Consider the following 23,190-nt stretch of genomic DNA (forward strand, 5'->3'; position numbering starts at 1 on the left):
CCATGCTGATCGACTTTTTCTTTTCGCTGCGCCACGCCAAGCTGCCGGTATCGGTCAAGGAATACCTGACGATGCTGGAAGCGCTGCGCGCGCAAGTCATTGCGCCGTCGATCGACGAGTTCTACTACCTGTCCCGCATGACGCTGGTCAAGGACGAGAAGCACTTCGACAAGTTCGACCAGACCTTTGCCGCGTACTTCAAGGGCGTGGAAAGCCTGGTGGACTGGAAGAGCGACATCCCGCTGGACTGGCTGCAGAAAACGCTGGAGCGTGAACTCTCCGCCGAGGAAAAAGCGAAGATCGAGGCGATGGGCGGGCTGGACAAGCTCATGGAACGCCTGAAGCAACTGCTGGACGAGCAGAAGGAAAAGCACGAAGGCGGCAACAAGTGGATTGGCACGGGCGGCACGTCGCCATTTGGCCACGGTGGCTATAACCCCGAGGGCATCCGCATCGGCGGGCCGTCCAAGGGCAACCGCACCGCGATCAAGGTCTGGGAGACTCGCGCGTACAAGGACTACGACGACCAGGTGGAACTGGGCACGCGCAACATCAAGGTGGCCCTGCGCCGCCTGCGCCGGTTTGCACGGGAAGGCGCCGATACCGAACTCGATCTCGACGACACGATCCATTCCACGGCCGCCAACGCGGGCATGCTCGACATCAAGCTGCGGCCCGAGCGGCACAACAAGGTAAAGGTGCTGATGCTGATGGATGTGGGCGGATCGATGGACGACCACATCAAGCGCATCGAGGAACTGTTCTCGGCCGCCAAGACCGAATTCAAGCACCTGGAGTACTACTACTTCCACAACTGCCTGTACGACCACGTGTGGAAGAACAACCGGCGCCGCCACGCGGAGAAGATCGCCACGTGGGACCTGATGCACAAGTACACGCCGGACTACAAGGTGATCTTCGTCGGCGATGCGACGATGAGCCCTTACGAGATCCTGCAGCCCGGCGGATCGGTCGAGTACAACAATGCGGAAGCTGGCGCGGTCTGGCTCAATCGCATGATCGATCAGTTCCCGCGCTTCGTCTGGCTCAACCCCGAACCCGAAGGTCTGTGGCAGTACCGCCAGTCCATTACGGTGATCAACCAGATCATGAAGAACCGCATGTATCCGGTGACGCTGGCGGGCCTGGAAGAAGCCATGAAGGTGCTGTCGAAGTAGCCTTCGGCCGGCGGACGGCTCAGGCCACCACGTCGACGCCTTCCATCAGCCACTGCCGGAACGTCAGCAACGCCGGCAGATGGGCCTTCTGCTCCGGGTAGCACAGGTAATACCCCTTCCTTGCCAGCACGCGGGCGGGATGCGCCACGATCAGCGTGCCAGTGGCCAGCTCCTCCTCGATCAGGCAACGCGGAATCAGCGCGATGCCCAGCCCCGATACCGCCGCCTGCGTGAGCAGCGTGAATTGATCGAAGCGCGCCCCGCTCCACGCCTTGCGCGTCGACACACCGAGTTCCGATAGCCAGTCGGGCCACGCCTCCGGCACGGTCGTATGGTGCAGCAGCGGGTATTTCAGCAGCGCCGCCGGCGTCCTGGCCACGCCATCGGGCTCGTGCACCAGCAGGCCCGGCCGGCACACAGGCAGCACTTCGCGCCCCGTCATGTAGTCGGCAAGACTGCCCGGCCACACACCGTCGCCAAAGCGGATTGCCGCATCGAGATCGGGCTGGGAGAAATCGTAGCCCTGTGCATGGGGCACGAATTCCAGCGTGACTTCAGGATGCCTGGCGAAGAACTGCGGCAGCCGCGGAATCAGCCATTTGGCACCCAGCGTCGGCATGCTGGCGATATGGAGAATGCCACCGCGCCCCTGCCGGGCAATCAGTTCGACACTGGCCGCCTCGATCTCGTCGAGGCTTGGCCGGATACGCTCCAGATAGCGCGCACCAGCTTCGGTCAGCAACAGCCGCTGGCGCACCCGCTCGAACAGTTCGACACCCAGGAACGCCTCCAGGCTGCGCACCTGCTTGCTGACCGCGCCTTGCGTCACGTGCAGTTCGCGCGCGGCCACCGTAAAACTGTTGTGCCGCGCGGCCGCTTCGAACGCCATCAACTCCGTCATCGATGGACATAAGCGCCGCATATCCGCCTCTCACTTCACTACCAAATGGAATGAGCTAGGGATTTTAATTCGTTTGCGCTGACCTTGCATGGGCGCGCAGAATCAGAGCGCACAATTTTTGCATTGCCCTCGATCAGGTCCGCAGAGACCGGCTCCACCTCTCCTTTCAATTACCTTTCGACAGGAATCCCCTTCGATGCAACGCCGTCCCCTGCTCAAGATCCTGGCCGCCGCCACCGCCTTTGCCGCTGCCAGCCTGACCCTGCCCGCCTTTGCCCAGGGCACCTACCCGACCAAGCCGATCACGCTCGTCGTGCCGTTCCCGGCCGGCGGCACCACCGACATCGTCGCGCGCATCGTGGCCGACAAGCTGGGCCAGCAACTGGGCCAGGCAGTCGTCGTCGACAACCGTGGCGGCGCCGGCGGCAGCATCGGCACGGGCTACCTGGCCAAGGCCGCGCCGGATGGCTACACGCTGGGCATTGCCACCGCATCGACGCACGGCATCAACCCGGCCGTGTATCCGCGCCTGTCGTATGACGCCACCAAGGACTTCACCACGATCACGAACCTGGCTTCCGTGCCGAACGTGATGAGCATCCACCCGAGCGTGAAGGCCACCGACATGAAGTCGTTCATCGCGCTGGCCAAGTCGGAGCCGAACAAGCTGGCCTACGGCTCGGCCGGCAACGGCAGCGTGTCGCACATGATGGGTGAACTGTTCAAGATGAGCAGCAAGACCGAACTGCTGCACGTGCCCTACAAGGGCGTGGGCCCGGCGCTGAACGACGCGCTGGCCGGCCAGGTGCAGATCCTGTTCGACAACCTGCCCTCGTCGCTGCCGTTCATCGAAGGCGGCAAGCTGCGTGCGCTGGCCGTGGCCGCGCCCAAGCGCGTGGCCGCCCTGCCGAACGTGCCGACCTTCGCCGAACTGGGTCTGCCTGAAGTGAACGATGCCGCGTGGTTCGGCCTGATCGCGCCGGCCAAGTTGCCCGCCGACATCCAGGCAAAGCTGAACGCCGCCGCCATCAAGGTGCTGGCCATGCCCGAAGTGAAGGCCAAGCTCGAAAAGCTGGGCGCGACGCCGGTGGGCGACACGCCGCAGCACTTTGCGCAGCAGATCACTGCCGAAGTGGCCAAGAACAAGAAGGTGGCCGCCGCCGCCAAGATTTCGCTGGACTAATCCGATCCATCACTGGCAGTTCGTATGACCGACGCAGACCGAAAGACCGCGGAAAGCCCGTTCTTCCTGCAAATGCCGGAAGGCGAGTGCGGCCCGCTCTTTCTTGATTCCCCGCACAGTTGCACCACGTATCCGGCGGACTTCCGCTTTGCCGGCAACCTGCCCCTGCCGCTGCTGCGGCAGGCGGAAGACACGTTCGTGGAACAGCTCTACGCCGACGCGCCCGCGCGCGGCATTCCGCTGCTGGCCGCGGGATTCCCGCGCAGCTACCTCGACGCCAACCGCGGCCTCGAGGAAATCGACGAAGCGCTGCTCGACGCGCCCTGGCCCGGCCTGAAACAGGAAACGTCCAAGACGCGCCTGGGCAAGGGCCTGGTCTGGCGCGTGCTCGACACCGGCGAGCCGATTTACGATCGCAAGCTCGGCGTGGCGGAGCTGCAGGCGCGCATCGACAACTACTACCTGCCCTACTACGCGCAGTTGCAGCGGTTGTCGGACCAGGCCGTGGCGCGCCACGGCCGCGTGTTCCACATCAACTGCCACTCGATGCCGAGCGAGGCCGCGAAGTTTGCGACCGAGCATCCTGGCCTGCAGCATCCGGACTTCGTCGTGGGCGACCGCGACGGCACCACATGCGACACGCGATTCACCGATCGCGTGGAGGCCGTGCTGAAGGAGATGGGCTACGACGTGTGGCGCAACCACCCGTACAAAGGCGTGGAAATCGTACGCGTGGTGGGCCAACCGCAGGCCAATCGCCACAGCCTGCAGCTCGAAGTCAATCGCAAGCTGTATATGGACGAGGTGGGCCTCACTCACTCCGCCGGCTTCGACAAGCTCAAGCGCGACCTCAACGCGCTGATGGACGACCTGCTGCGCTTCGCGCGCACCTTCTAATCGTCCGATCCCTGGTCGGACGGGCGCTGCAATGGCGCCCGTGGAACTCTCGGGACACGCTGGATGCGTGTCTCGGGGTTCGCCTCAGTTGCATCATTCCAGAGACTTCTGCTATTGCACGCGGGTAATCGAACCTGATACGCGCAAGATGTAAGCAATTAGAACGAAGGGTAACAACATTTAGGAACTTCGCAGCGGGGGATTCCTCTATCATGGCAATCCTTCACCCAACCTCCTTGCTTTCACTAGCAAAGACGATCCCGTGATCAGACGAATTTCCAAACTGTTCGGCAGCCAGCTCCGCATGCTGACTGCCGCAGTGGCGGGCGCGATCGCGCTGGCCGGCTGCGCCACCGCGCCGACCGACGACACCGCTCAGGCCGCCGGCACCCCGGCCGCCGCCCCTGCCACCGCACAGGGCACTGGCCCTGCCGTCAAACCGCCTCCCGTCATCAACAAGACTCCGCCGACCACCACGGTCACCCTGCCCGACAAAGGCCGCGTGAGTCTGGCCGAGTATCGTTCGCAGATGCGCGAGCAATTGATGAAATCGGAGAATGCCTCGGCCGATGTGGCCGACTGTGCCGCGCATGCAAGCTGGGTGGTGCCTCGCTCGGCCAGCTATGACGCGCTGAAGATCCCGACTGGCGCGCTGTCGACCAGCCAGGCTACCGAAGAACGTTGGGAAGGCCGCTTCTCGCCCGGCAAGCAGTCAGTGCCAGTGAGTTCGGTGGTGACGTTCAATGCCACGGCCCACAAGCGCAAGGGCGAGGCCCAGTGGCAGCCGGTCAAGGTGCGCTGCGGCTACAACGACGGCATGATGCTGGCGTACGAACTGCTCGACAGCAACGGTGACACGATCACCGAACCTGCGGCGGCGCCGGCGGTTTCCACGCCATCGCAAAGCAAGAAGAAGGGCAAGAGCAGCGCGAAGGCATCGTCTTCGTCGTCGAAGTCATCGACATCGAAGTCGACGTCGGGCACGAAGAGCACGTCTTCTTCATCCTCGAAAACCAAGAAGAAGAACTGACGCTGCCACGCGGCAGTTATGCGCTCCTCCCCCGCGTGCGGTAGAGGAGCGAATAACCGTGCGTAGGCTATGCGCTCCCCTCTCCCATGCAATGGGAGAGAGGTTGAGGGAGAGGGCATTGCGGTTCAAATCACGGCTTCGTGGATAGAACCGCCGGCCCTCTCCCCTGCCCCCTCTCCCGCACGCGGGAGAGGGGAGAAAGGAATCGTCGTCGCCTTTCTATGCCCAGGCTATGCGCTCCCCTCTCCCATGCAATGGGAGAGGGGTTGGGGGAGAGGGCATTGCGGTTCAAATCACGGCTTGTCGTGGATAGAACCGCCGGCCCTCTCCCTCGGCCCCTCTCCCGCAGGCGGGAGAGGGGCGAAAGGAATCGTCGTCGCCTTTCTATACCCAGGCTATGCGCTCCCCTCTCCCATGCAATGGGAGAGGGGTTGGGGGAGAGGGCATTGCGGTTCAAATCACGGCTTGTCGTGCATAGAACCGCCAGCCCTCTCCCCCGGCCCCTCTCCCGCACGCGGGAGAGGGGAGAAAAAACCGTCGTCGCCTTTCTATGCCTGGGTTGTGCGCTCCCCTCTCCCATGCATTGAGAGAGGAAAACACGCGACAGCTCGCCTCAGCCCAGATACTCCAGAATCGCCTGCAGCATTGCCGTGCCCAGCAGCGCGCTCTTCGCGCCGTTCCAGCCGACGGCCGGATCGGGCAGGTCCGCGTTGTCCTTGAACGGCATCTCCAGCGTCAGCGCCAGGCAACCGAAGGTGTGGCCGATGTACTTCGAGGCCAGCTTCAGCGCGTCGGCGTTGTACTTGCTGGCTGCATAGCCGTGCACATCCTGGAAGTCCGGTGTGGCGCGCTTGAACGCTTCGATGAAGCGCGACTGCTGCTCGCGTTGGGCTTCGGTAAAGCCGGGCAGCATCTCGCTGCCGGCCACGAAGTTGTACGGCAGCGCTTCATCGCCGTGGATGTCGAAGAACAGGTCCACGCCGGTGCGTTCGATCTCGCGGCGCACGTGGTACACCTCCGGGCTGGTCTCCAGGCTCGGCTGCATCCACTCGCGGTTCAGGTTCGCACCCGCCGCATTGGTCCGCAGGTTACCGCGCGACGATCCGTCGGGATTCATGTTCGGCACGATATGGAACACGGCGCGGTCCAGCAGCTTGCGCGCCACCGGATCGCCGTGCCACAGACCCGTGCCGGTCAGGCGCTGGAGCACCCCTTCGCAGAACCATTCGGCCATGCTCTCGCCCGGATGCTGACGCGCGATCATCCAGATCGTCTTCTTTCCCGGACCGGGCTGACCCAGCGTCACGCAGGTCAGGTCGCGGCCGTCCACGGTGCTGCCAAGGTGCGACAGCTTCGCGAGCGGCGATCGCTGGCACGTGGCCAGCAGCGACAGGTGGCGCTCGTCCGGATATGGCTCGAAATAGGCGAACCACACACTGTCGTGCTCGGGCGTGAAGTCGACGGTCATCGTCCTGCCGTCGTACTGCGTGGGCACGCGGAACCAGTTTGCGCGGTCGTAAGAAGCCACCGCGCGGTAGTCGCGCCAGCCGTCGGGATACGTGCACTCGCCCGCGTTCAGGAACTGGAGCTTGCACGCCTGGCCCGCCGCGCCCTGCAGGCGAAAGTGGAACCACTGGCGAAAATCGGCGTGGGAATCGGCGCGGATGCGCAGGCGGATATCGTCGGCGCGGTCGAGTGCTTCGACTTCAATCGCGCCCGAATCGAACAGCGTGGAGATATGGAGTGCCGAGGTCATGGGGATAAGGTCCTTTTGTCTCAGTCTCGATGTCAGTCTTCCAGGCGGCGGCGGAACACCCAGCGCACGTCGTCGGAGGCGGCCTTGTCGAAGGCATAGCCGTCCTCGTCGAATCGCTTCAGCCTGGCCGGGTCTGTCACGCGGTGCGTGACGGCGTAGCGGGCCATCGTACCGCGTGCACGCTTGGCGTGGAATGAAATGATCTTGTAACGGCCGCCCTTCCAGTCCTCGAACACGGGTGTGATGACGCGCGCATCGAGCACCTTCGGGCGCACCACCTTGAAATACTCCTCGGACGCCAGGTTCACCAGCGTGAGCGAGCCTTCGTGCTTGAGGTCCGCCATATCCTTGTTGAGCAGCTTCGTGACGTCGTCGCCCCAGAACGCGTAGAGGTCGCGGCCGGCGGCATTGTCCAGGCGCGTGCCCATTTCCAGGCGGTAGGGCTGCATCCAGTCCATCGGGCGCAGCACGCCATAGAGGCCGGACAGGATGCGGATATGTTTTTGCGCGAAAGCCAGGTCTTCGGTGGACAGCGTCTTCGCGTCCAAGCCGTCATAGACGTCGCCATTGAAGGCCAGCACGGCCTGCTTGCTGTTGGCGGCCGTGAACTCGGGCGACCAGTCGGCATAGCGGGTCACGTTCAGCACCGCGAGCTTGTCGGAGATGTCCATCAGCGATGCCACATCCTGTGGCGCGAGCTTGCGCAGGCGCTCGATCAGCGTGGCGGAATGGTCGATAAAGCGCGGCATCGTATGGGTCTTGACGCGCGGCGGTGTCTCGTAATCCAGGGACTTGGCGGGAGACAGGACGATGAGCATGGCAAAATCGCGGGCAGAAACAAAGCTGAGATTGTAGCGAATGCCCACCGAAACCACCGCCGGCGCCCTGCCCCGCACTTCCGCGCCTCTTGCGCCGCCCGCAACCGCGCCCGTATCCACCCTCGCACCGCGCGTCGTGCTGGACTCCAATATCTGGGTCGACCTGCTGGTCTTCCGCGACCCGCACGTCGAGCCAATCCGCGCCGCGCTGACGGCCGGCGCCATCGCACCCGTGATCCGGGCCGACTGCCGGGAGGAGTTGCGCCGCGTGCTCGCGTATCCGCAATTCGCCCGATTCGCCGTCGATATCGACGCGGCGCTGGCCGAAGTAGACCGCCTGACCACGCTGGAGCCGCTGCCCGAAGCGGCCGATGCCGATGCCATCCGCCTGCCGAAGTGCCGCGACACCGACGACCAGAAGTTCATCGAGCTGGCCCATTTCGCGCGCGCCGCGCTGCTGGTATCGAAGGACAAGGCGGTGCTCAAGCTCAGGAGCCGCCTGCGCCGCACGAGCGGCGTGGACGTGTTACCGCCGCTGGCTTTTTCCGGCTGGCTGGCCGCATGGTCGGCACAGGCCGCCCCGGCCGCCGATCCCCGCTAGAATGTCGCTCTGGTTTCCTGCCCGGTTCTTTTCCGTTTTCGTCCCGTCATGTCCGAATCGACCCTCGCCCCGCTGAATCCGCCGCTGTCCCGCCTGCCCAACGTGGGCACGACGATCTTCACCGTGATGTCGGCGCTGGCCGCCGAAAAGAACGCCGTCAACCTGGGTCAGGGTTTTCCGGACTTCGATTGCGATCCACGCATCGTCGACGCCGTGACCGCCGCCATGCGTGCCGGCCACAACCAGTATCCGCCGATGGCCGGCGTGCCAAAGCTGCGCCAGGCCATTGCCGGCAAGATCGCCACGCTGTACGGCCACCAGTACGACTGGAACACCGAAATCACGATCACGGCCGGCGCCACGCAGGGCCTGCTGACGTCGATCCTGTGCGCGGTACACCCCGGCGACGAAGTGATCGTTCTGGAACCGTGCTACGACAGCTACCTGCCGTCGATCGAACTGGCAGGCGCCACGGCCGTGCCGGTCCGGCTGGAAGCCCCGCTGTTCCGCATCCCGTTCGACAAGCTGGCCGCCGCGATCACGCCCAAGACGCGCATGATCATGATCAACACGCCGCATAACCCCACCGGCACGATCTGGCGCGAAGAAGACATGCAGCAACTGGCCGACCTGCTGGCCGGCACCGACATCCTGCTGCTGTCCGACGAAGTCTACGAACACATGGTCTACGACGGCCAGCGGCATGAATCGGTGTCGCGCCACCCCGAGCTGGCGCGCCGCAGCTTTGTGGTGTCCAGCTTCGGCAAGACCTATCACGTCACGGGCTGGAAGGTCGGCTATGTGGCGGCTCCCGCCGAGCTGATGAACGAATTCCGCAAGGTGCACCAGTTCAACGTGTTCACCGTGAATACGCCGGTGCAGCATGGCTTGGCCGACTACATGGCCGACCCCGCTCCGTACCTGGACCTGGCCGGGTTCTATCAGGCCAAGCGCGACTACTTCCGCGCCGGGCTGGCCGGTACGCGCTTCAAGCTGCTGCCGTCGGATGGCACCTACTTCCAGTGCGTGGACTACTCGGCGATTTCCGATATGAGCGAGGCCGATTTCTCGATGTGGCTGACGCGCGAAATCGGCGTGGCGGCGATCCCGGTGTCGGCGTTCTACTCCGAACCTCGGGAGTCGGGTGTGGTGCGCTTCTGCTTTGCCAAGAAGGAAGAAACGCTGAAGCTGGCGCTGGAGCGGCTGGCAAAGCTATAAGCCGCGCGCATTCGCATCATGAAGAAAAGCCCCGCTGGCTTCCCGCCGCGGGGCTTTTTGCTTAATTTGACGCGATGTCCGGTGGCTTACTTGTTCCGGCTCAGCATCAGTTCGGTGTTGGCCTTGCGATCGGCGTTGATCTTCTGCACGGTCGGCCGCTCCGCCATCGCCCTCAGGTAATCCTTGACCGGCAAACCCGCGAGCAGGTCTTCGCCATAGATGATCTTCGTGCAGGACGAGATCAGCGGCAGGTGGCACACCGCGGCGCAGTCGGCCAGCGTGAACGTGTCGCCAGCGACATACGGCGAGAACTTGGCCAGCTTGGCGAACGCGGGGATGTACTTGTCCAGCAGGCCGCGCTGGCGCTCCTTGACGCGATCGCTGACCTTGCCGCCGAAGAATGCTTCCGCGTACAGCTCGCGCGCGGTCAACTCCAGGTACAGCTCCATGAACGTGATGATTTCACGCACTTTGCCGGCCTGGAACGGGTCCTGCGGCATCAGCGGTGCCTGGAGGTAAGTGGCCTCCAGGTACTCGGCGATGGTTTCGGACTCGCACAGCGGGCCGGCATCGGTGATGATGTAGGGAACCTTGCCCAGTGGCGATGCCGACCGGTCGGTCTCGCCGATCCAGGCCAGCTCTTCCTCGAACGGCAGGTTCTTTTCCAGCAATGCCAGCTTGACCTTGTTGTAGTAGTTGCTGGCGGCAAAACCGCAGAGCTTCAGCATGTCGTCTCTCTCCAGATTAGGGGGAAATCGCTGGTGTCGACCCGAGGTCGCACCGTCGTTGCCTGCCCTGCCCAGCATGGCCGATCAGCGCACGCCGCATGCGCGGCGCCTCTGTCGCGAAAGGTGCAGAAAACGTACGATCGTGCTAATTTAGCCACAACTTTTTTGGACCAACAATGAGCAATTCCACTATCCAGACGCTTGGCATCGTTGGCACTGGCGCAATGGGCCGCGGCATCGCCCAGATCGCCGCGCAGGCTGGCCTGACCGTACATCTGTTCGACACCAATGCCCAGGCCGTGGCCGCCGCGCGCCAGTATCTGCAGGATACGTTCGCCAAGCTGGCCGACAAGGGCAAGATCAGCGCCGCCGACAGCGAAGCCGCGCTGGCCCGCGTGAAGGCGTGCAACGCGCTGGAAGACCTGGCCGGCTGCGACATGGTGGTGGAAGCCATCGTCGAACGCCTGGACGTCAAGCGCGACCTCGTGGCCAAGCTCGAAGCGATTCTGCCTGAAGACGCTGTGATCGCGTCGAACACGTCGTCGCTGTCGATCACCGCCATCGCCGTGGGCGCGAAGAAGCCGGGCCGCGTGGTCGGCTACCACTTCTTCAACCCCGTGCCGCTGATGAAGGTCGTGGAAGTGATCGATGGCCTGTCGGGCGACCCCGCCGTGGGCGACCGCCTGATGGAGCTGTCGCGCCGCATGGGCCATACGCCGGTGCGCTGCAAGGACATGCCGGGCTTTATCGTGAACCATGCCGGCCGCGGCATGAACATCGAGGGCCTGAAGGCCGCACAGGAAGGCGTGGCCGAGTTCGTCGACATCGACAACATCATGCGCGAGCAGGCTGGCTTCCGCATGGGTCCGTTCGAGCTGATGGACCTGACCGGGTTGGACGTGTCGCACCCGGTGATGGAATCGATCTACAACCAGTTTTACCAGGAGCCGCGCTATCGCCCGTCGCCGATCACGGCGCTGCGTTCGGTAGGCGGCCTGCTCGGCCGCAAGACCGGCGCCGGCTTCTACGCATATCCGGAAGGCCAGAAGCAGGTACCCGCCGCAAAGCCGGTACCCGATGCCCGCCCGGCCAGTGTGTGGGTAAGCCGCGCCAACGAGCGTGGCTACGCCATGACCGTGAAGCTGCTGACCGCGCTGGGCGTGACCGTCGAAGCCGGTAACCAGCCGTCGGCCGATGCGCTGATCGTCGTGACGCCGCTGGGTCTGGACGCGACCACTGCCGCGCTGGAAGAAGGCCTGGACGCCACGCGCGTGGTCGCCATCGACACGCTGCTGCCGTTCGAAGCCACCAAGCGCCGCACGCTGATGACCACGCCGGCCACCAGCGCCGGTGCCCGTGACGCCGCGCACGGCCTGTTCGCCAGCGATGGCGTGCCGGTGACCGTGATCCGCGACTCGGCCGGTTTCATCGCGCAGCGCATCATCGGCTGCATCGTGAACATCGCCAGCGACATCGCGCAGCAACGCATCGCCACGCCGACCGATATCGACCTGGCCGTGAACCTGGGCCTGGGCTATCCGAAGGGCCCGCTGGCACTGGGCGACACGATCGGCGCCGACGTGATCCTGGAAGTGCTGCGCAATATGAACCGCCTGACCGGCGACATGCGCTACCGTCCGAGCCCGTGGCTGTGGCGCCGCGCCGGCCTGGGCCTGTCGCTGCTGACCGAGGAAGCCTGATCGAATGGGCGCCCCGCCGAGACACGGGGCGCCCTTTTTGCATTTGCCCCAGGAATCCGTTCCAGAAACTGAAGATAACGAGGCTGCCATGACTGCCCAGTTGCTGTCCGAACGCGTCGACGCGACGCTCGTGCTGACCATTTCCAACCCGGAGGCGCGCAACGCGCTGCATCCGGACATCTACGCCGCCTCGCAGGAAGCGCTCGAAGTGGCCGCCCGCGACGACTCGATCCGTGCCGTGGTGCTGACCGGTGCCAATGGCGTGTTCTGCGCCGGCGGCAATCTGAACCGCCTGCTTGGCAACCGTGCACAACCGCCGTCGGTACAGGCCGAGAGCATCGAAACGCTGCATCACTGGATCGAATCGTTCCACGCATTCCCCAAGCCGATCATTGCGGCAGTGGAAGGCCCCGCCGCCGGCGCCGGCTTCTCGCTCGTGCTGGCCTGCGACTACGTGGTGGCGGCCAGCGACGCCAAGTTCGTGATGGCCTACGTCAAGGTCGGGCTGACACCCGACGGCGGCGGCTCGTATGAAATCGCGCGCATGCTGCCGCGCCAGCTTGCCAGCGAAATCCTGATGGAAGGCAAGCCGGTGGACCCCGCCCGCCTGGCGCACTTCGGCATCGTCAACCGCGTGGTGCAGCCGGGTCACGCGCTGACCGAAGCGCTGCGCATCGCCGAGAATCTGGCGAAGGAGTCGCCCAATGCCGTGCGCGGCATGAAGGCGCTGATCAACCACGCCGGCACCGCCACGCTGACCGAGCACCTGGCGGCCGAGCGCGACAGCTTTGTGGCCGCCCTGCACCACAAGGACGGCGGCGAGGGCATCACGGCCTTCCTTGAAAAGCGCAAGCCAAACTATCGATAACGCAAACCCTCGAATGCGTCTTCGGCAAACGATCACAAAATAAAGATACTGCGGAGAGAGACAACATGAGCAGCAACGTATCGCACTTTGAAGGCACGCGCCCCGTGGCAGACCAGCAGCGCTTCGACGTGGGCGCGCTGGAGGCCTGGATGCGCCAGCACGTTGAAGGTTTCGCTGGCCCGCTGACCGTCGAGCAATTCAAGGGCGGCCAGTCCAACCCCACATTCAAACTGATCACGCCGGGCCAGACCTACGTGATGCGCGCGAAGCCGGGGCCGAAGTCAAAGCTGCTGCCGTCCGCCCATGCCATCGAGCGCGAGTACCGCGTGATGAAGGCGCTGGCCGGCACGGACGTGCCCGTGGCCCACATGTACGCGCTGTGCGAGGACGAAGACGTGATCGGCCGCGCGTTCTACATCATGGAGTTCGTCAGCGGCCGCGTGCTGTGGGACCAGTCGCTGCCCGACATGAGCACGGCCGAACGCGGCGCGATCTACGACGAGATGAACCGCGTCATCGCCGCGCTGCACACGGTGGACTACAAGGCGATTGGTCTGGCCGACTACGGCAAGCCCGGCAACTACTTCCAGCGCCAGATCGAGCGCTGGAGCAAGCAATACAAGCTGTCGGAAACCGAATCGATCCCGGCGATGGACCAGCTGATGGCCTGGCTGCCCGAGCATATCCCGCAGGAGGATATGGACCTGACAAGCATCGTCCACGGCGACTACCGGCTCGACAACCTGATGTTCCACCCCACCGAGCCGCGCGTGCTGGCCGTGCTGGACTGGGAGTTGTCCACGCTGGGCCATCCAATGGCGGACTTCGGTTATCACTGCATGAGCTGGCACATCCAGCCGGGCCAGTTCCGCGGCATCGCCGGCCTGGACCACAAGAGTCTGGGCATTCCCGACGAAGCGACCTACCGGCGCCTGTACGAGCAGCGCACGGGCCGCCAGATCACTGGCGACTGGAATTTCTACCTCGCCTTCAGCATGTTCCGGATTGCCGGCATCTTGCAGGGCATCATGAAGCGCGTGGTGGACGGCACCGCATCGTCGGCACAGGCACTCGACGCCGGCAAGCGCGCCCGCCCGATGGCGGAAATGGGCTGGGAGTACGCGAAGAAGTCCGGCGCCTGAGGGGGACTGAGCGGGACTGAGCGGGACTGGGCGGGACTGGGCGGGACTGAGCGGGACTGAGCGGGACTGAGCGGGACTGGGCGGGACTGGGCGGGACTGGGCGGGACTGGGCGGGACTGGGCGGGACTGGGCGGGACTGAGCAGGACTGGGCGGGACGGACTGGACGGACTGGACCGAGCGGACGGACCGGACGGACCGGACGGAGCAGAACTTGGCGTCAGGCGCACCGTTTGGTTGCTCCCCTCTCCCGCGCGCGGGAGAGGGGCTGGGGGAGAGGGCAAGGCGTCTCAATCCGCGGATATCGCACCTTGAGACGGCTTAACCCTCTCCCCACCCGTCCCCGCAGTAAGACGAGGGAAGAAAACGCCACAACCCACCCCACGTCATCAGACAACTGAGCACAAACCCTCACATCACACGACTTCTTCCTCGCCCTCCGCACCGCCGCGCCCCACCCTGACGGCCGCATTGTCGCTACATTTAGCGCCAGCTTCCTACGTGTTTTCCCGATAGACCCAATCGAAAAGCGGGCCTACACTCCCATCCAATTGTTGTACGACGACTGATGATAAGTGTTGACTGGAGACACAGCATGACCTCTTCTCGCCGCCAATTTCTTGGCCAGCTTCCGGGCCTTGCGGCTCTCGGTGCCGTTGGCACGTCGGGCATTCTGGCGCCGGCGTCCGCCTGGGCACAGGATAAGTGGCCGACCAAGCCGATTCGCCTGGTGGTGCCCTACCCCGCCGGCGGTTCCTCCGACATCATTGCGCGTCTGATCAGCAAGCAGCTCGGTGAAGCGCTGGGTCAGCCGATCGTGGTCGACAACCGCCCTGGCGCCAATGGCAACATCGGCGCCGCTATGGTGGCGCAGGCCGGCACCGAAAATCACACGCTGCTCCTTTGCGATGTGGGCGCGCTGGCGATTACCCCGTCGGTCTATACCAAGCTCACGTTCAACCCTGAGAAAGATCTCAAGGGCGTGGCCATGCTGGCTTATTCGCCGCACCTGCTGGTCGTGCACCCGTCGGTACCGGCCAACAACCTCAAGGAACTGGTCGAGCTGTCGCACAAGCAATCGCTGAACTTCGCCGTGACCGCCATCGGCAGCGCACCGCACCTGGCTGGCGTGGCCGTGCAGCAGGCCACCAAGGCCGGCTGGCAGTACGTGCCATACAAGGGCGGCGCCCAGGCCATCGCGGACACGGTCGGCGGTACCGCACAGGTGCTGATGAACGGCATGCTGGCCACGTATCCGCACGTGCAATCGGGCAAGCTCAAGTTGCTGGCGGTGTCCAAGCGCACCCGCATGGCTCTGGTTGGCCAGACGCCGACGATCGCCGAGAGCGGCGTGCCGAATTTCGAATCCGGTACCTGGCAAGGCGTGATGGCGCCGGCCGGCATGCCCGATGCACTGGTCCAGCGTATCAACGCCGAGCTGGTAAAGATCATCCGCACGCCGGAGATCCGCGCCAACCTGGCGGGTCAGGGTGCCGAAGTCGTGACGATGTCCCCGGCCGAAACCAGCAAGTGGTTCCAGACCGAGGAAAAGCGCTGGGCACAAGTCGTGAAGGCAGCAGGGGTCAAGCTGGACGCATAAGTCCGGTTGCATCAACAACATGAAGAACTGAAACGGGCGCGAATTTCGCGCCCGTTTTTTTATTGCCGCCCGGCCATCTCCGGCCGGATCAGCCGCCGCGCGGCTCAGTCGCCGAGCGCCACGCCCTCACGACGCGGATCGGCACCGCCCGCCCACACCGGCTTGCCATTGACCGTCTTGCGCATGATGGCCTGCGTGCCACTGGTCATCTCGATCTCGGCCACCTGATGCCCCTGCTGCTTCAGTGCCTGCACCAGTTGCGGCGTGACCAGGCCTCGCTCCACCTCGGTCGGGCCGTTGCGGCTGCCGAAGTTGGCCATGCCCACTGCCTGCTGCACATCCATGTCCCAGTCGAGCAGACCCACGAGCGTCTTCGACACATACTCGATGATCTGCGAGCCGCCCGGCGAACCCAACGCGGCTACGAGCTTGCCGCTCTGGCGCTCGAACACCAGCGTCGGCGCCATCGACGAACGGGGCCGCTTGCCAGGCTCCACGCGATTTGCCACGGGCTTGCCGTTCTCCGACGGCGCGAACGAAAAGTCGGTCAGCTCGTTGTTGAGCATGAAGCCGCGCACCATGATGTGCGATCCGAAATACGACTCGATCGTCGTCGTCATCGACAGCGCTCCGCCACGGTTGTCGACGGCCACGATCTGTGACGTGGAAATTCGCGGCGGCGAACGGTCCGGCGCGAACGCCACCTTCACTCCAGGCGGCGTGCCGGGCTGGGCCTTGCCCATGCTCTTGTCACCGATCAGCTGCGCGCGCTCGGCCAGGTAGTTCGGATTGACCATCGCGGCCACATCCACCGGCACGAAGTCGGCATCGGCCACGTAGAGGCCCCGGTCCGCGTAAGCCAGCCGGTCCGCTTCGGCTATCGCGTGGACGGCCAGCGGATTCGGCTCCATCAACGACGGAAGGTCGACCTTGGTCGGCTTCAGGCTGGCCAGCGCATAGCGCGGGTCACGCTTCTCCAGCGCCTCAAGCGTGCCAAGGATCTGCGCAATCGCAATGCCGCCCGACGACGGCGGCGGCATGCCGCAGACCTTCCACTGCCGGTAGTCCGTACAGACCGGCACGCGCACCTTGGCCTTGTAACCCTTCAGGTCCGCCTCCGACAGGCTCCCGGCATTCGGATGCCCGTTGACCTTGGCAGCGATATCGCGCGCGATCGGGCCGTTGTAGAACACGCTCGGGCCGCTCTTCGCAATCTCGCGCAGCGTCTGCGCCAGTTGCGGGTTCTTGATGATCGTGCCGACCGGCTTGGCCTTGCCCTGCGCATCCAGGAAGTACGCGGTCATTTCGGGCGAGCCGCCCATGAACTTGTCCGCGGCGACCTGCGTATAGAGCCGCTGGGACATCGGAAAGCCCTTTTCGGCCTGCCGGATGGCAGGCTGGAACAGCCGCGCCCAGGGCAGGCGTCCATGATCCCGATGCGCCATTTCCAGTGCACGCAGCACGCCGGGCACGCCAACCGAACGTCCGCCGATCTGGCCTTCCGAGAACTCCATCGGCTTGCCGTCGGGGCGCATGAACAGGTTTTCGGTGGCACCGGCCGGCGCGGTCTCGCGGCCGTCGTAGGCCTGCACGCGCTTGCCATCCCAATACATGATGAACGCGCCGCCGCCAATGCCGGTGGCCTGCGGTTCCACCAGCGTCAGCATGGCCTGCATGGCCACGGCGGCGTCGATGGCCGACCCGCCGGCGCGGAGGATTTCACGCCCGGCCTCGGTGGCCAGCGGATTCGCCGCAGCCGCCATGTGCTTCTGCGCGAAGGTCGTGGTCATGTCGGGCCGGTAGCCCGAAGACACTTCCGGTGCGGCCGGCAGGCTCGCCGGTGCAGGCTGTGCCGCCGGCGTCGTTGCCGCCTGCGCCGCCGGCTTGCCGGCGTCCTTGTCGGTCGTGCCGCATGCGGCAAGCAACGCGGTGAGCGCAACGGCCAGTGTGGCGCGCCAGCGGGCGGGATGGGAACCGAAAACCTGGGAAGTTGCTGCGACGTCGTCAGTCATGCCGTGTCTCCTGGGGGGAAGCTTCGGCGATTGTAGCGGCGAATCACGCGAACGGACGTGCGAATAGTCTGAAAGCGGCACTTCCGCCAGGAAATGATCCGGCGCCCGGCCAACCCCGGATCGGCCTCTGCTCCGTTCCATGCAAGCCAGCCGAATGGAATGCATGCCAACAAGGAGAACAACATGCGTCAGAGGTACTTGTCACCCGCCTTGCTGCCGCCGGTCGCGCGGTCATGCCGATCGGTTTTCGCCGCCGTCATGCTGACGGCGGTTGCCGCCTGCACCGGGTCGGGTCCTGGCGGCACGGCACAGCCGTCGCCGCCGCCCGCACCCAAGCCAACGCCGCCCTACGTCCTCCAGCCGCTGGCGGAGAACGCGGGCAAGCCGGCGACGGCTCAGGACGCGGCACGCCTGCGGGAGCCGGTCGCGTCGGCGCAACCCCAATCCCGCAAGGAAATGGGCAGCAAGGAAATGGGCGGCAGGGAAACGGGCAGCAAGGAAATTCGCGCACTGGCGCCATCGGCACCCGCGCTGATGATCATGCCCGTGCCTGCATACGCGCCTGATCCGCAGGACCGCGAGCAATACGGCGCCATCGAGGAAAACGGCGTCAGGCAAGTGGCGCAAGCACCGGTCTCCACATTCAGCATCGATGTCGACACCGGCAGCTACAGCAATGTGCGCCGCATGCTCAATGCGGGACGCATGCCCCCGTCCGACGCCGTCCGCGTCGAAGAGCTGGTCAACTACTTCCCCTACGACTACACCGCGCCGACCGACGGCAGGCCGTTTGCCGTGCACACCAGCCTGGCGCCCTCCCCCTGGCAGCCTCGCAACGTGCTGATGCGTATCGGTATCAAGGGGCAGGACGTGGCACGCGCGCAATTGCCACCGGCCAATCTCGTGTTCCTGGTCGATGTGTCCGGCTCGATGCAGTCGGCGGACAAGCTGCCGCTGCTGAAATCCTCGCTGAAGCTGCTCGTCGGCGCACTGCGCCCGCAGGACCGCATCACGTTGGTCACCTATGCAGGCACCACACGCGTGGCCCTGCCGCCCACGCCCGGCAGCGAGAAGACGGCCATCGCCGCCGCCATCGACCAGCTCGTGGCGGGCGGCAGCACCGCTGGCGCCAGCGGCATCGCGCTGGCCTATCAGGCGGCGCAGCAGAGCTTTATCGCGGGCGGCATCAATCGCGTGCTGCTGGCCACCGATGGCGACTTCAACGTCGGCATCACAGACTTCCGCCAGTTGAAGAACCTGGTCGAGGAAAAGCGCCAGTCGGGCGTGTCGCTATCCACGCTCGGCTTTGGCACCGGCAACTACAACGACCGTCTGATGGAGCAACTGGCCGATGCCGGCGACGGCGCGTACTCGTATATCGACAACCTCATGGAGGGCAACAAGGTACTCGTCAGCGAACTGACCTCGACGCTTGCCACCATCGCTCGTGACGTCAAGATCCAGGTCGAATTCAATCCCGCCACCGTGCGTGAATACCGGCTGATCGGCTACGAAAACCGCATGCTGGCCCGCGAGGACTTCCATAACGACAAGGTCGACGCCGGCGATATCGGCGCGGGGCATACCGTCACGGCACTCTATGAGCTGACGCTGTCCGATGGTCCGGGGCTGATCGATGAACTGCGCTACCAGCCGGCCGTGCGGTCCGTCGCAAACCGTGGCGACGAACTCGCGCATGTCAAGCTGCGCTACAAGCGCCCCGGCGCCGGTGCAAGCGAACTGACGGACGTCACGGTCCCACGTCAGGCCATCCGCCCGCTGGCACAAGGTGACGACGATTTCCGCTTCGCCGCCGCGGTCAGTGGCTTCGGCCAGGTGCTGCGCGGTGGCAAGTTCACCGGCAACTGGACGCTCGACGATGCCCGCGCGCTGGCCCAGGATGCGCGCGGCACCGATCGGTTCGGTTATCGCGGCGAATTCCTCAAACTCGTCGCGCTTGCCCGATCGTTGCAAACGACCCCGCCACCGGCCGGCGACGGCGCGCGCTGACAGCGCAATCTATACTCGTCACCATGACTCCCGTCCCCGACACACCCGATATCGCCGCCCTGCCCGATGCCGACCTGATGCTGCTGGTCGCCGGCGGCGTCATCGAGGCCCCCATCGGCGAACTGTTCCGCCGGCATAACGGTGGCCTGTTCAACTACGTGGCGTGGCTGTGCCGGGGCGATACCGGCGAAGCCGAGGACATCGCGCAGAAGACCTGGATCCAGCTGATGACGCGCTGCGGCGACTACATGCCCACCGCCGCCTTCCGCACCTTCCTGTTCCAGATTGCACGCAATGCCTGGCTGGACCAGGTGCGCAGCGCGCATGCCCGCCTGCGCGAATCGATCGAAGATCACGACGCCGAAGTACCTTCGGACGATTTGACGCCAGAGGCCGAGGCGCAACTGCGGCAGCATCTTGCCAGCGTGCGCCAGGCGCTGATGCAGTTACCCGTTGCACAGCGCGAAGTGGTGGTACTGCGCTACTTCAGCGATATGAGCGTCGAGGAAATCGCCGCGCTGCTGGGTGAAAAGTTCGAAACGGTGAAGAGCCGGCTGCGCTATGCGTTCGCACGACTGCGCACCACGCTGGCCGATGGCGGTGGCGCAATGACGCAGGAGTCGCGGCCATGACGACGATCCGGCCAGACACACCGCCGCGCGATGCCGCCGACCGGTTCATCGATGGCGAAGACCGCCTGTCCGAACTGCTGCGTGCGTTGCCGCCATACGAAGCGCCCGCGAGCCTGGCCGTTGCCGTGACCACGGCCGCGCGCGCCGTACAGGCTCGCATGGCCGCCGAAGCGGAACGCGGTGCGGATCAGCATGCGGCGCGAGCGTCCGCGCCCGCGCCGGCATTCACCGCCCCTGCAACGCTTGCCGATGTCGTGCAGCGTGAGGCGGCAAAGATGCAGTCCGCACAATCGGCACGGCGCGACGTCGTGTTCGATCACGTGGCGCAGGGCAAGCCCGCCGCCGACGTGCTTGGCGCGCGTGTCAGCGACGCCACCGAGGCATGGCTACGGACCCAGGCCACGGCGCATCGCGAAGCAACGGCTCCGGCAGCGCCGGCACGGCGGCATGGGCGCCTGTCGCGCTGGTGGAGGTCGCTCGGCGTCGCGGCCACTGCGTTCGCCGTGGCCGGCCTGGCCGCCAAGATCGTGCTGAGCCAGCTCGATGACGGGACACCGACGACCGCATCGTTGTCATCGAATGTGATCATCGCCGATACGGCCAGTCCGGCCCCCGTGGCCGCGCCCGCTGCGCAGTCGGCACCGCCCTCGGCTGCCGGGGAGGCACGTGTGGCACAGGCCGCGCCTGAAGCGTTGCCGGAATCGTCGTCCAATTTGTCGTCCAATTCGTCGTCCGAACCGCCGTCCGAATCGTCATCCGATGCCTTGCGCGGCGCCTCGCCTGCCCCGTTGCCCGAGCGGGCGGCGCCGAAGGCCGAGGCCATGCGCCGGCCGACAACGCCCTCGCCCGCAGCGCGCAAGGAAAGCGCGCCGTCGCCGGCCGTGGCATCCACCGCCGACCGGCAACCCGCGCCTGTGGCACCTCCAGTGGTGGCACCGCAACTGGCACCGCCCGCGGCACCGCCAGCGCTACCCGCAATGCAGGCACAGGCCGACGCCGCCCCCGCCTTCGCACCTCCGCCCCCGCCTGCACCGGCACCGTCTTACGCTGCGCCAGCCGTAGCCGCGGAAGCGCGCGTGCGTCGGATGCCGCAAGCGGCCTTGCTGGCCGCGCCGGCACCCGCTGGATCGCCCGCTGCGTCGAAGGCTGCCGTGGCATCTGCCGAGAGCGCGTCCGGCAGCGCGAAAGAGAACGCGGCGGAAAGATCGGCGACCGTTACGCTCGAAGACGATCCCGCATCGGTGGCCATGCAGTGGCGCCCCGGAAAGTCGCTACACGTCTGGAGCGCCGAGCCCGACAACGCGGCCGTGCGCGACTGGGTGGCACGGCTCTGGGCCGCCATGCCCACCGATGCGCGGCCCGCCGCGCCCTATGGCGTCCAGCGCGACGATGCCCTGCCACGCGGACAACTACGGATCGAGCAAACGGTGGAGAAACCGGCGGGCAAATGAAAAACGGGAGGCCTCTGAACTGCACCCCAGAAGTTGGACATCCATCCAACCTTTGGGGTGTTTTTCATGGCGAAGTACGATGAGCAATTCAAGCTCAGAGTGGTAAGGCAGTACCTGGCCGGTCGAGCCGGCTTCAACGCAATCGCAGCCGAGCATGGTATTGGCCATAGTCTGGTGGAGCGTTGGGTGGCCAGCTACCGACAGCATGGCCGAGACGGGCTGCGCAAAAAATTCAGCCACTACAGCGCCGAATTCAGATTGGCGGTGCTGCGGCGCATGTGGCGAGATGGTTTGTCGATCGGACAGACGGCCGCTTTGTTCGACATTCGCAGCCCTGGCTGCATTGGGGTCTGGGAGCGCCGCTATCATAGTGGCGGTATGGATGCCCTGTCGCCCCGACCTCGCGGGCGCCCCAAGACGATGCCACAAGCCACGCCTCGCAAGCCTGCAACCGACACCCCAGTCCCCGACGACGAGCGCTCCCGCAAGGACTTGCTCAAGGAGATCGAGAACCTGCGCGCGGAGGTGGCGTATCTAAAAAAGCTCGACGCCTTGGTTCAAGCGAACAAGACATCTGCGCAACCCAAAAAGCGCAAATAGTGCTTGAGCTGAGGCAGCAGTATCCATTGGTCGGCTTACTGAAGGCGGCGGGGCTGGCGCGCAGCACGTTTTACTACCAGCAGGCGGTGCTCCAGGCCCAAGACAAGTATGCGGGCCTGAAAGCGCGCATTCGCGACCTCTTCGACCGACACATGGGCCGTTATGGCTACCGCCGCATCACAGCAGCAATCCGGCAAAGCGGCATGATCGTCAACCACAAGACGGTCCAGCGCCTCATGAGCGAGATGGGACTGAAGTCGTTGGTACGGCCAAAGAAATACCGATCCTACAAGGGCACGGTAGGCCGTGTCGCGCCCAACGTTCTGCAACGGCAGTTCCGGGCCAGGCGTCCGAATCAGAAGTGGGTAACCGACGTGACCGAATTCAACGTGGCTGGCGAGAAACTGTACCTCTCCCCGGTGCTGGACCTGTATAACGGCGAAATCATCGCCTACGAGACCGCCCACAGGCCGGCCTTCGAGATGGTGAGCAGCATGCTGAAGAAAGCGTTCCGGCGCCTATGTCCGCAGGACCGGCCGGTCCTGCATTCCGACCAAGGCTGGCAGTACCAGATGCCGGCCTACCAGCGGATGCTCAAGCAGCGCAATATCCGTCCCAGCATGTCACGCAAGGGCAATTGCCTTGACAACGCCGTTATGGAAAGCTTCTTCGGGACCCTGAAGTCCGAGTTCTTCTACCTGAACAAGTTCGCCAGCGTCGAGGAGCTACAGCAAGGCCTGCGCCAATACATTCACTACTACAATCACGACCGCATCAAGCTCAAACTAAAAGGGCTGAGTCCCGTGAAGTACAGAACTCAGCCCTTGGCGGCCTAAGTTACCCGTCCAACTTTACGGGGTCCGTTCA

Annotated in this window: 19 protein-coding genes; 14 read left to right on the forward strand and 5 right to left on the reverse strand. The window is 64.9% G+C overall.

Annotated features, from left to right (window positions below; translation table 11 throughout):
* Nucleotides 1-2 precede the first annotated feature (2 nt).
* Nucleotides 3-1,178, forward strand: coding sequence for a vWA domain-containing protein (locus AC3FLX_RS22565; RefSeq protein WP_488699542.1), 1,176 nt, complete (start codon nucleotides 3-5; stop codon nucleotides 1,176-1,178).
* Nucleotides 1,179-1,197: 19 nt separating this feature from the next.
* On the opposite strand, the gene AC3FLX_RS22570 is transcribed toward AC3FLX_RS22565, so the two are convergent.
* A complete protein-coding gene (locus tag AC3FLX_RS22570) occupies nucleotides 1,198-2,100 on the reverse strand; it encodes a LysR family transcriptional regulator (RefSeq protein ID WP_488699543.1) in 903 nt (300 codons plus the stop codon).
* Between the two features lie 175 nt (nucleotides 2,101-2,275).
* On the opposite strand from AC3FLX_RS22570, the gene AC3FLX_RS22575 reads away from it, so the two are divergent.
* The 3 genes from AC3FLX_RS22575 (at nucleotide 2,276) to AC3FLX_RS22585 (ending at nucleotide 5,189) form a co-directional block, all read left to right on the forward strand.
* The gene (locus AC3FLX_RS22575; RefSeq protein WP_488699544.1) at nucleotides 2,276-3,262 is read left to right on the forward strand and encodes a tripartite tricarboxylate transporter substrate binding protein BugE; all 987 of its coding nucleotides are present in this window, start codon (nucleotides 2,276-2,278) and stop codon (nucleotides 3,260-3,262) included.
* Between the two features lie 24 nt (nucleotides 3,263-3,286).
* Complete coding sequence (locus AC3FLX_RS22580; protein ID WP_488699545.1) at nucleotides 3,287-4,159, forward strand: N-formylglutamate amidohydrolase; 873 nt, start codon at nucleotides 3,287-3,289, stop codon at nucleotides 4,157-4,159.
* Between the two features lie 262 nt (nucleotides 4,160-4,421).
* A complete protein-coding gene (locus AC3FLX_RS22585; RefSeq protein WP_488699546.1) occupies nucleotides 4,422-5,189 on the forward strand; it encodes a BspC domain-containing protein in 768 nt (255 codons plus the stop codon).
* A 613-nt stretch (nucleotides 5,190-5,802) separates the two neighbouring features.
* Here AC3FLX_RS22585 and AC3FLX_RS22590 read toward each other — a convergent pair.
* Complete coding sequence (locus tag AC3FLX_RS22590) at nucleotides 5,803-6,945, reverse strand: M14 family metallopeptidase (RefSeq protein ID WP_488699547.1); 1,143 nt, start codon at nucleotides 6,943-6,945, stop codon at nucleotides 5,803-5,805.
* 32 nt (nucleotides 6,946-6,977) lie between these two features.
* Nucleotides 6,978-7,763, reverse strand: coding sequence for a peroxide stress protein YaaA (yaaA, locus tag AC3FLX_RS22595; RefSeq protein ID WP_488699548.1), 786 nt, complete (start codon nucleotides 7,761-7,763; stop codon nucleotides 6,978-6,980).
* A 40-nt stretch (nucleotides 7,764-7,803) separates the two neighbouring features.
* Between yaaA and AC3FLX_RS22600 the strand changes: the two genes are divergently transcribed.
* Nucleotides 7,804-8,364, forward strand: coding sequence for a putative toxin-antitoxin system toxin component, PIN family (locus tag AC3FLX_RS22600; RefSeq protein ID WP_488699549.1), 561 nt, complete (start codon nucleotides 7,804-7,806; stop codon nucleotides 8,362-8,364).
* A 48-nt stretch (nucleotides 8,365-8,412) separates the two neighbouring features.
* On the forward strand, nucleotides 8,413-9,582 hold the full coding sequence (locus tag AC3FLX_RS22605) for a pyridoxal phosphate-dependent aminotransferase (protein ID WP_488699550.1): 1,170 nt from the start codon (nucleotides 8,413-8,415) through the stop codon (nucleotides 9,580-9,582).
* 86 nt (nucleotides 9,583-9,668) lie between these two features.
* On the opposite strand, the gene AC3FLX_RS22610 is transcribed toward AC3FLX_RS22605, so the two are convergent.
* Entirely contained in the window at nucleotides 9,669-10,310 is a 642-nt protein-coding gene (locus AC3FLX_RS22610; protein ID WP_488699551.1) for a glutathione S-transferase, read from the reverse strand.
* Nucleotides 10,311-10,486: 176 nt separating this feature from the next.
* Between AC3FLX_RS22610 and AC3FLX_RS22615 the strand changes: the two genes are divergently transcribed.
* The 4 genes from AC3FLX_RS22615 (at nucleotide 10,487) to AC3FLX_RS22630 (ending at nucleotide 15,618) form a co-directional block, all read left to right on the forward strand.
* Nucleotides 10,487-12,010 carry a 3-hydroxyacyl-CoA dehydrogenase gene (locus AC3FLX_RS22615; RefSeq protein WP_488699552.1) on the forward strand — a complete coding sequence of 508 codons (1,524 nt, stop codon included), beginning with the start codon at nucleotides 10,487-10,489 and terminating at the stop codon, nucleotides 12,008-12,010.
* A gap of 88 nt (nucleotides 12,011-12,098) precedes the next feature.
* Nucleotides 12,099-12,878 (forward strand): oxepin-CoA hydrolase, alternative type, encoded by a 780-nt coding sequence (locus AC3FLX_RS22620; protein ID WP_488699553.1) that lies wholly within the window; start codon nucleotides 12,099-12,101, stop codon nucleotides 12,876-12,878.
* A gap of 65 nt (nucleotides 12,879-12,943) precedes the next feature.
* A complete protein-coding gene (locus AC3FLX_RS22625; protein ID WP_488699554.1) occupies nucleotides 12,944-14,020 on the forward strand; it encodes a phosphotransferase in 1,077 nt (358 codons plus the stop codon).
* Between the two features lie 593 nt (nucleotides 14,021-14,613).
* Nucleotides 14,614-15,618 carry a Bug family tripartite tricarboxylate transporter substrate binding protein gene (locus AC3FLX_RS22630; RefSeq protein WP_488699555.1) on the forward strand — a complete coding sequence of 335 codons (1,005 nt, stop codon included), beginning with the start codon at nucleotides 14,614-14,616 and terminating at the stop codon, nucleotides 15,616-15,618.
* A 104-nt stretch (nucleotides 15,619-15,722) separates the two neighbouring features.
* On the opposite strand, the gene ggt is transcribed toward AC3FLX_RS22630, so the two are convergent.
* Nucleotides 15,723-17,630 (reverse strand): gamma-glutamyltransferase, encoded by a 1,908-nt coding sequence (gene ggt, locus AC3FLX_RS22635; RefSeq protein ID WP_488699556.1) that lies wholly within the window; start codon nucleotides 17,628-17,630, stop codon nucleotides 15,723-15,725.
* Between the two features lie 183 nt (nucleotides 17,631-17,813).
* Between ggt and AC3FLX_RS22640 the strand changes: the two genes are divergently transcribed.
* From AC3FLX_RS22640 to AC3FLX_RS22655, 4 genes are all read left to right on the forward strand, one after another.
* Nucleotides 17,814-19,640 (forward strand): vWA domain-containing protein, encoded by a 1,827-nt coding sequence (locus AC3FLX_RS22640; RefSeq protein ID WP_488699557.1) that lies wholly within the window; start codon nucleotides 17,814-17,816, stop codon nucleotides 19,638-19,640.
* Between the two features lie 23 nt (nucleotides 19,641-19,663).
* Entirely contained in the window at nucleotides 19,664-20,272 is a 609-nt protein-coding gene (locus AC3FLX_RS22645; protein WP_488699558.1) for an RNA polymerase sigma factor, read from the forward strand.
* Nucleotides 20,269-21,723, forward strand: coding sequence for a hypothetical protein (locus AC3FLX_RS22650; protein ID WP_488699559.1), 1,455 nt, complete (start codon nucleotides 20,269-20,271; stop codon nucleotides 21,721-21,723). The genes AC3FLX_RS22645 and AC3FLX_RS22650 overlap by 4 nt, the downstream gene beginning before the upstream one ends.
* 66 nt (nucleotides 21,724-21,789) lie before the next feature.
* Nucleotides 21,790-23,159, forward strand: a protein-coding gene (locus tag AC3FLX_RS22655; protein WP_488693732.1) for an IS3 family transposase whose coding sequence is annotated in 2 segments (ribosomal slippage) — nucleotides 21,790-22,258 and nucleotides 22,258-23,159 — 1,371 coding nt in all. Because the reading frame shifts where the segments join, the coding sequence is not laid out codon by codon here.
* The last annotated feature ends 31 nt before the right edge of the window (nucleotides 23,160-23,190 follow it).

Source organism: Cupriavidus sp. 291-E7, from assembly GCF_057798835.1.

Excerpts from the sequence above, each read along its gene's own strand:
- AC3FLX_RS22575 (WP_488699544.1), top strand. The coding sequence starts at position 2,276 with ATGCAACGCCGTCCCCTGCTCAAGATCCTGGCCGCCGCCACCGCCTTT.
- AC3FLX_RS22610 (WP_488699551.1), bottom strand. The coding sequence starts at position 10,310 with ATGCTGAAGCTCTGCGGTTTTGCCGCCAGCAACTACTACAACAAGGTC.
- AC3FLX_RS22620 (WP_488699553.1), top strand. The coding sequence starts at position 12,099 with ATGACTGCCCAGTTGCTGTCCGAACGCGTCGACGCGACGCTCGTGCTG.
- AC3FLX_RS22625 (WP_488699554.1), top strand. The coding sequence starts at position 12,944 with ATGAGCAGCAACGTATCGCACTTTGAAGGCACGCGCCCCGTGGCAGAC.
- AC3FLX_RS22600 (WP_488699549.1), top strand. The coding sequence starts at position 7,804 with ATGCCCACCGAAACCACCGCCGGCGCCCTGCCCCGCACTTCCGCGCCT.
- AC3FLX_RS22570 (WP_488699543.1), bottom strand. The coding sequence starts at position 2,100 with ATGCGGCGCTTATGTCCATCGATGACGGAGTTGATGGCGTTCGAAGCG.
- AC3FLX_RS22650 (WP_488699559.1), top strand. The coding sequence starts at position 20,269 with ATGACGACGATCCGGCCAGACACACCGCCGCGCGATGCCGCCGACCGG.
- AC3FLX_RS22605 (WP_488699550.1), top strand. The coding sequence starts at position 8,413 with ATGTCCGAATCGACCCTCGCCCCGCTGAATCCGCCGCTGTCCCGCCTG.
- ggt (WP_488699556.1), bottom strand. The coding sequence starts at position 17,630 with ATGACTGACGACGTCGCAGCAACTTCCCAGGTTTTCGGTTCCCATCCC.
- AC3FLX_RS22615 (WP_488699552.1), top strand. The coding sequence starts at position 10,487 with ATGAGCAATTCCACTATCCAGACGCTTGGCATCGTTGGCACTGGCGCA.
- AC3FLX_RS22640 (WP_488699557.1), top strand. The coding sequence starts at position 17,814 with ATGCGTCAGAGGTACTTGTCACCCGCCTTGCTGCCGCCGGTCGCGCGG.
- AC3FLX_RS22630 (WP_488699555.1), top strand. The coding sequence starts at position 14,614 with ATGACCTCTTCTCGCCGCCAATTTCTTGGCCAGCTTCCGGGCCTTGCG.
- yaaA (WP_488699548.1), bottom strand. The coding sequence starts at position 7,763 with ATGCTCATCGTCCTGTCTCCCGCCAAGTCCCTGGATTACGAGACACCG.
- AC3FLX_RS22580 (WP_488699545.1), top strand. The coding sequence starts at position 3,287 with ATGACCGACGCAGACCGAAAGACCGCGGAAAGCCCGTTCTTCCTGCAA.
- AC3FLX_RS22645 (WP_488699558.1), top strand. The coding sequence starts at position 19,664 with ATGACTCCCGTCCCCGACACACCCGATATCGCCGCCCTGCCCGATGCC.
- AC3FLX_RS22590 (WP_488699547.1), bottom strand. The coding sequence starts at position 6,945 with ATGACCTCGGCACTCCATATCTCCACGCTGTTCGATTCGGGCGCGATT.
- AC3FLX_RS22565 (WP_488699542.1), top strand. The coding sequence starts at position 3 with ATGCTGATCGACTTTTTCTTTTCGCTGCGCCACGCCAAGCTGCCGGTA.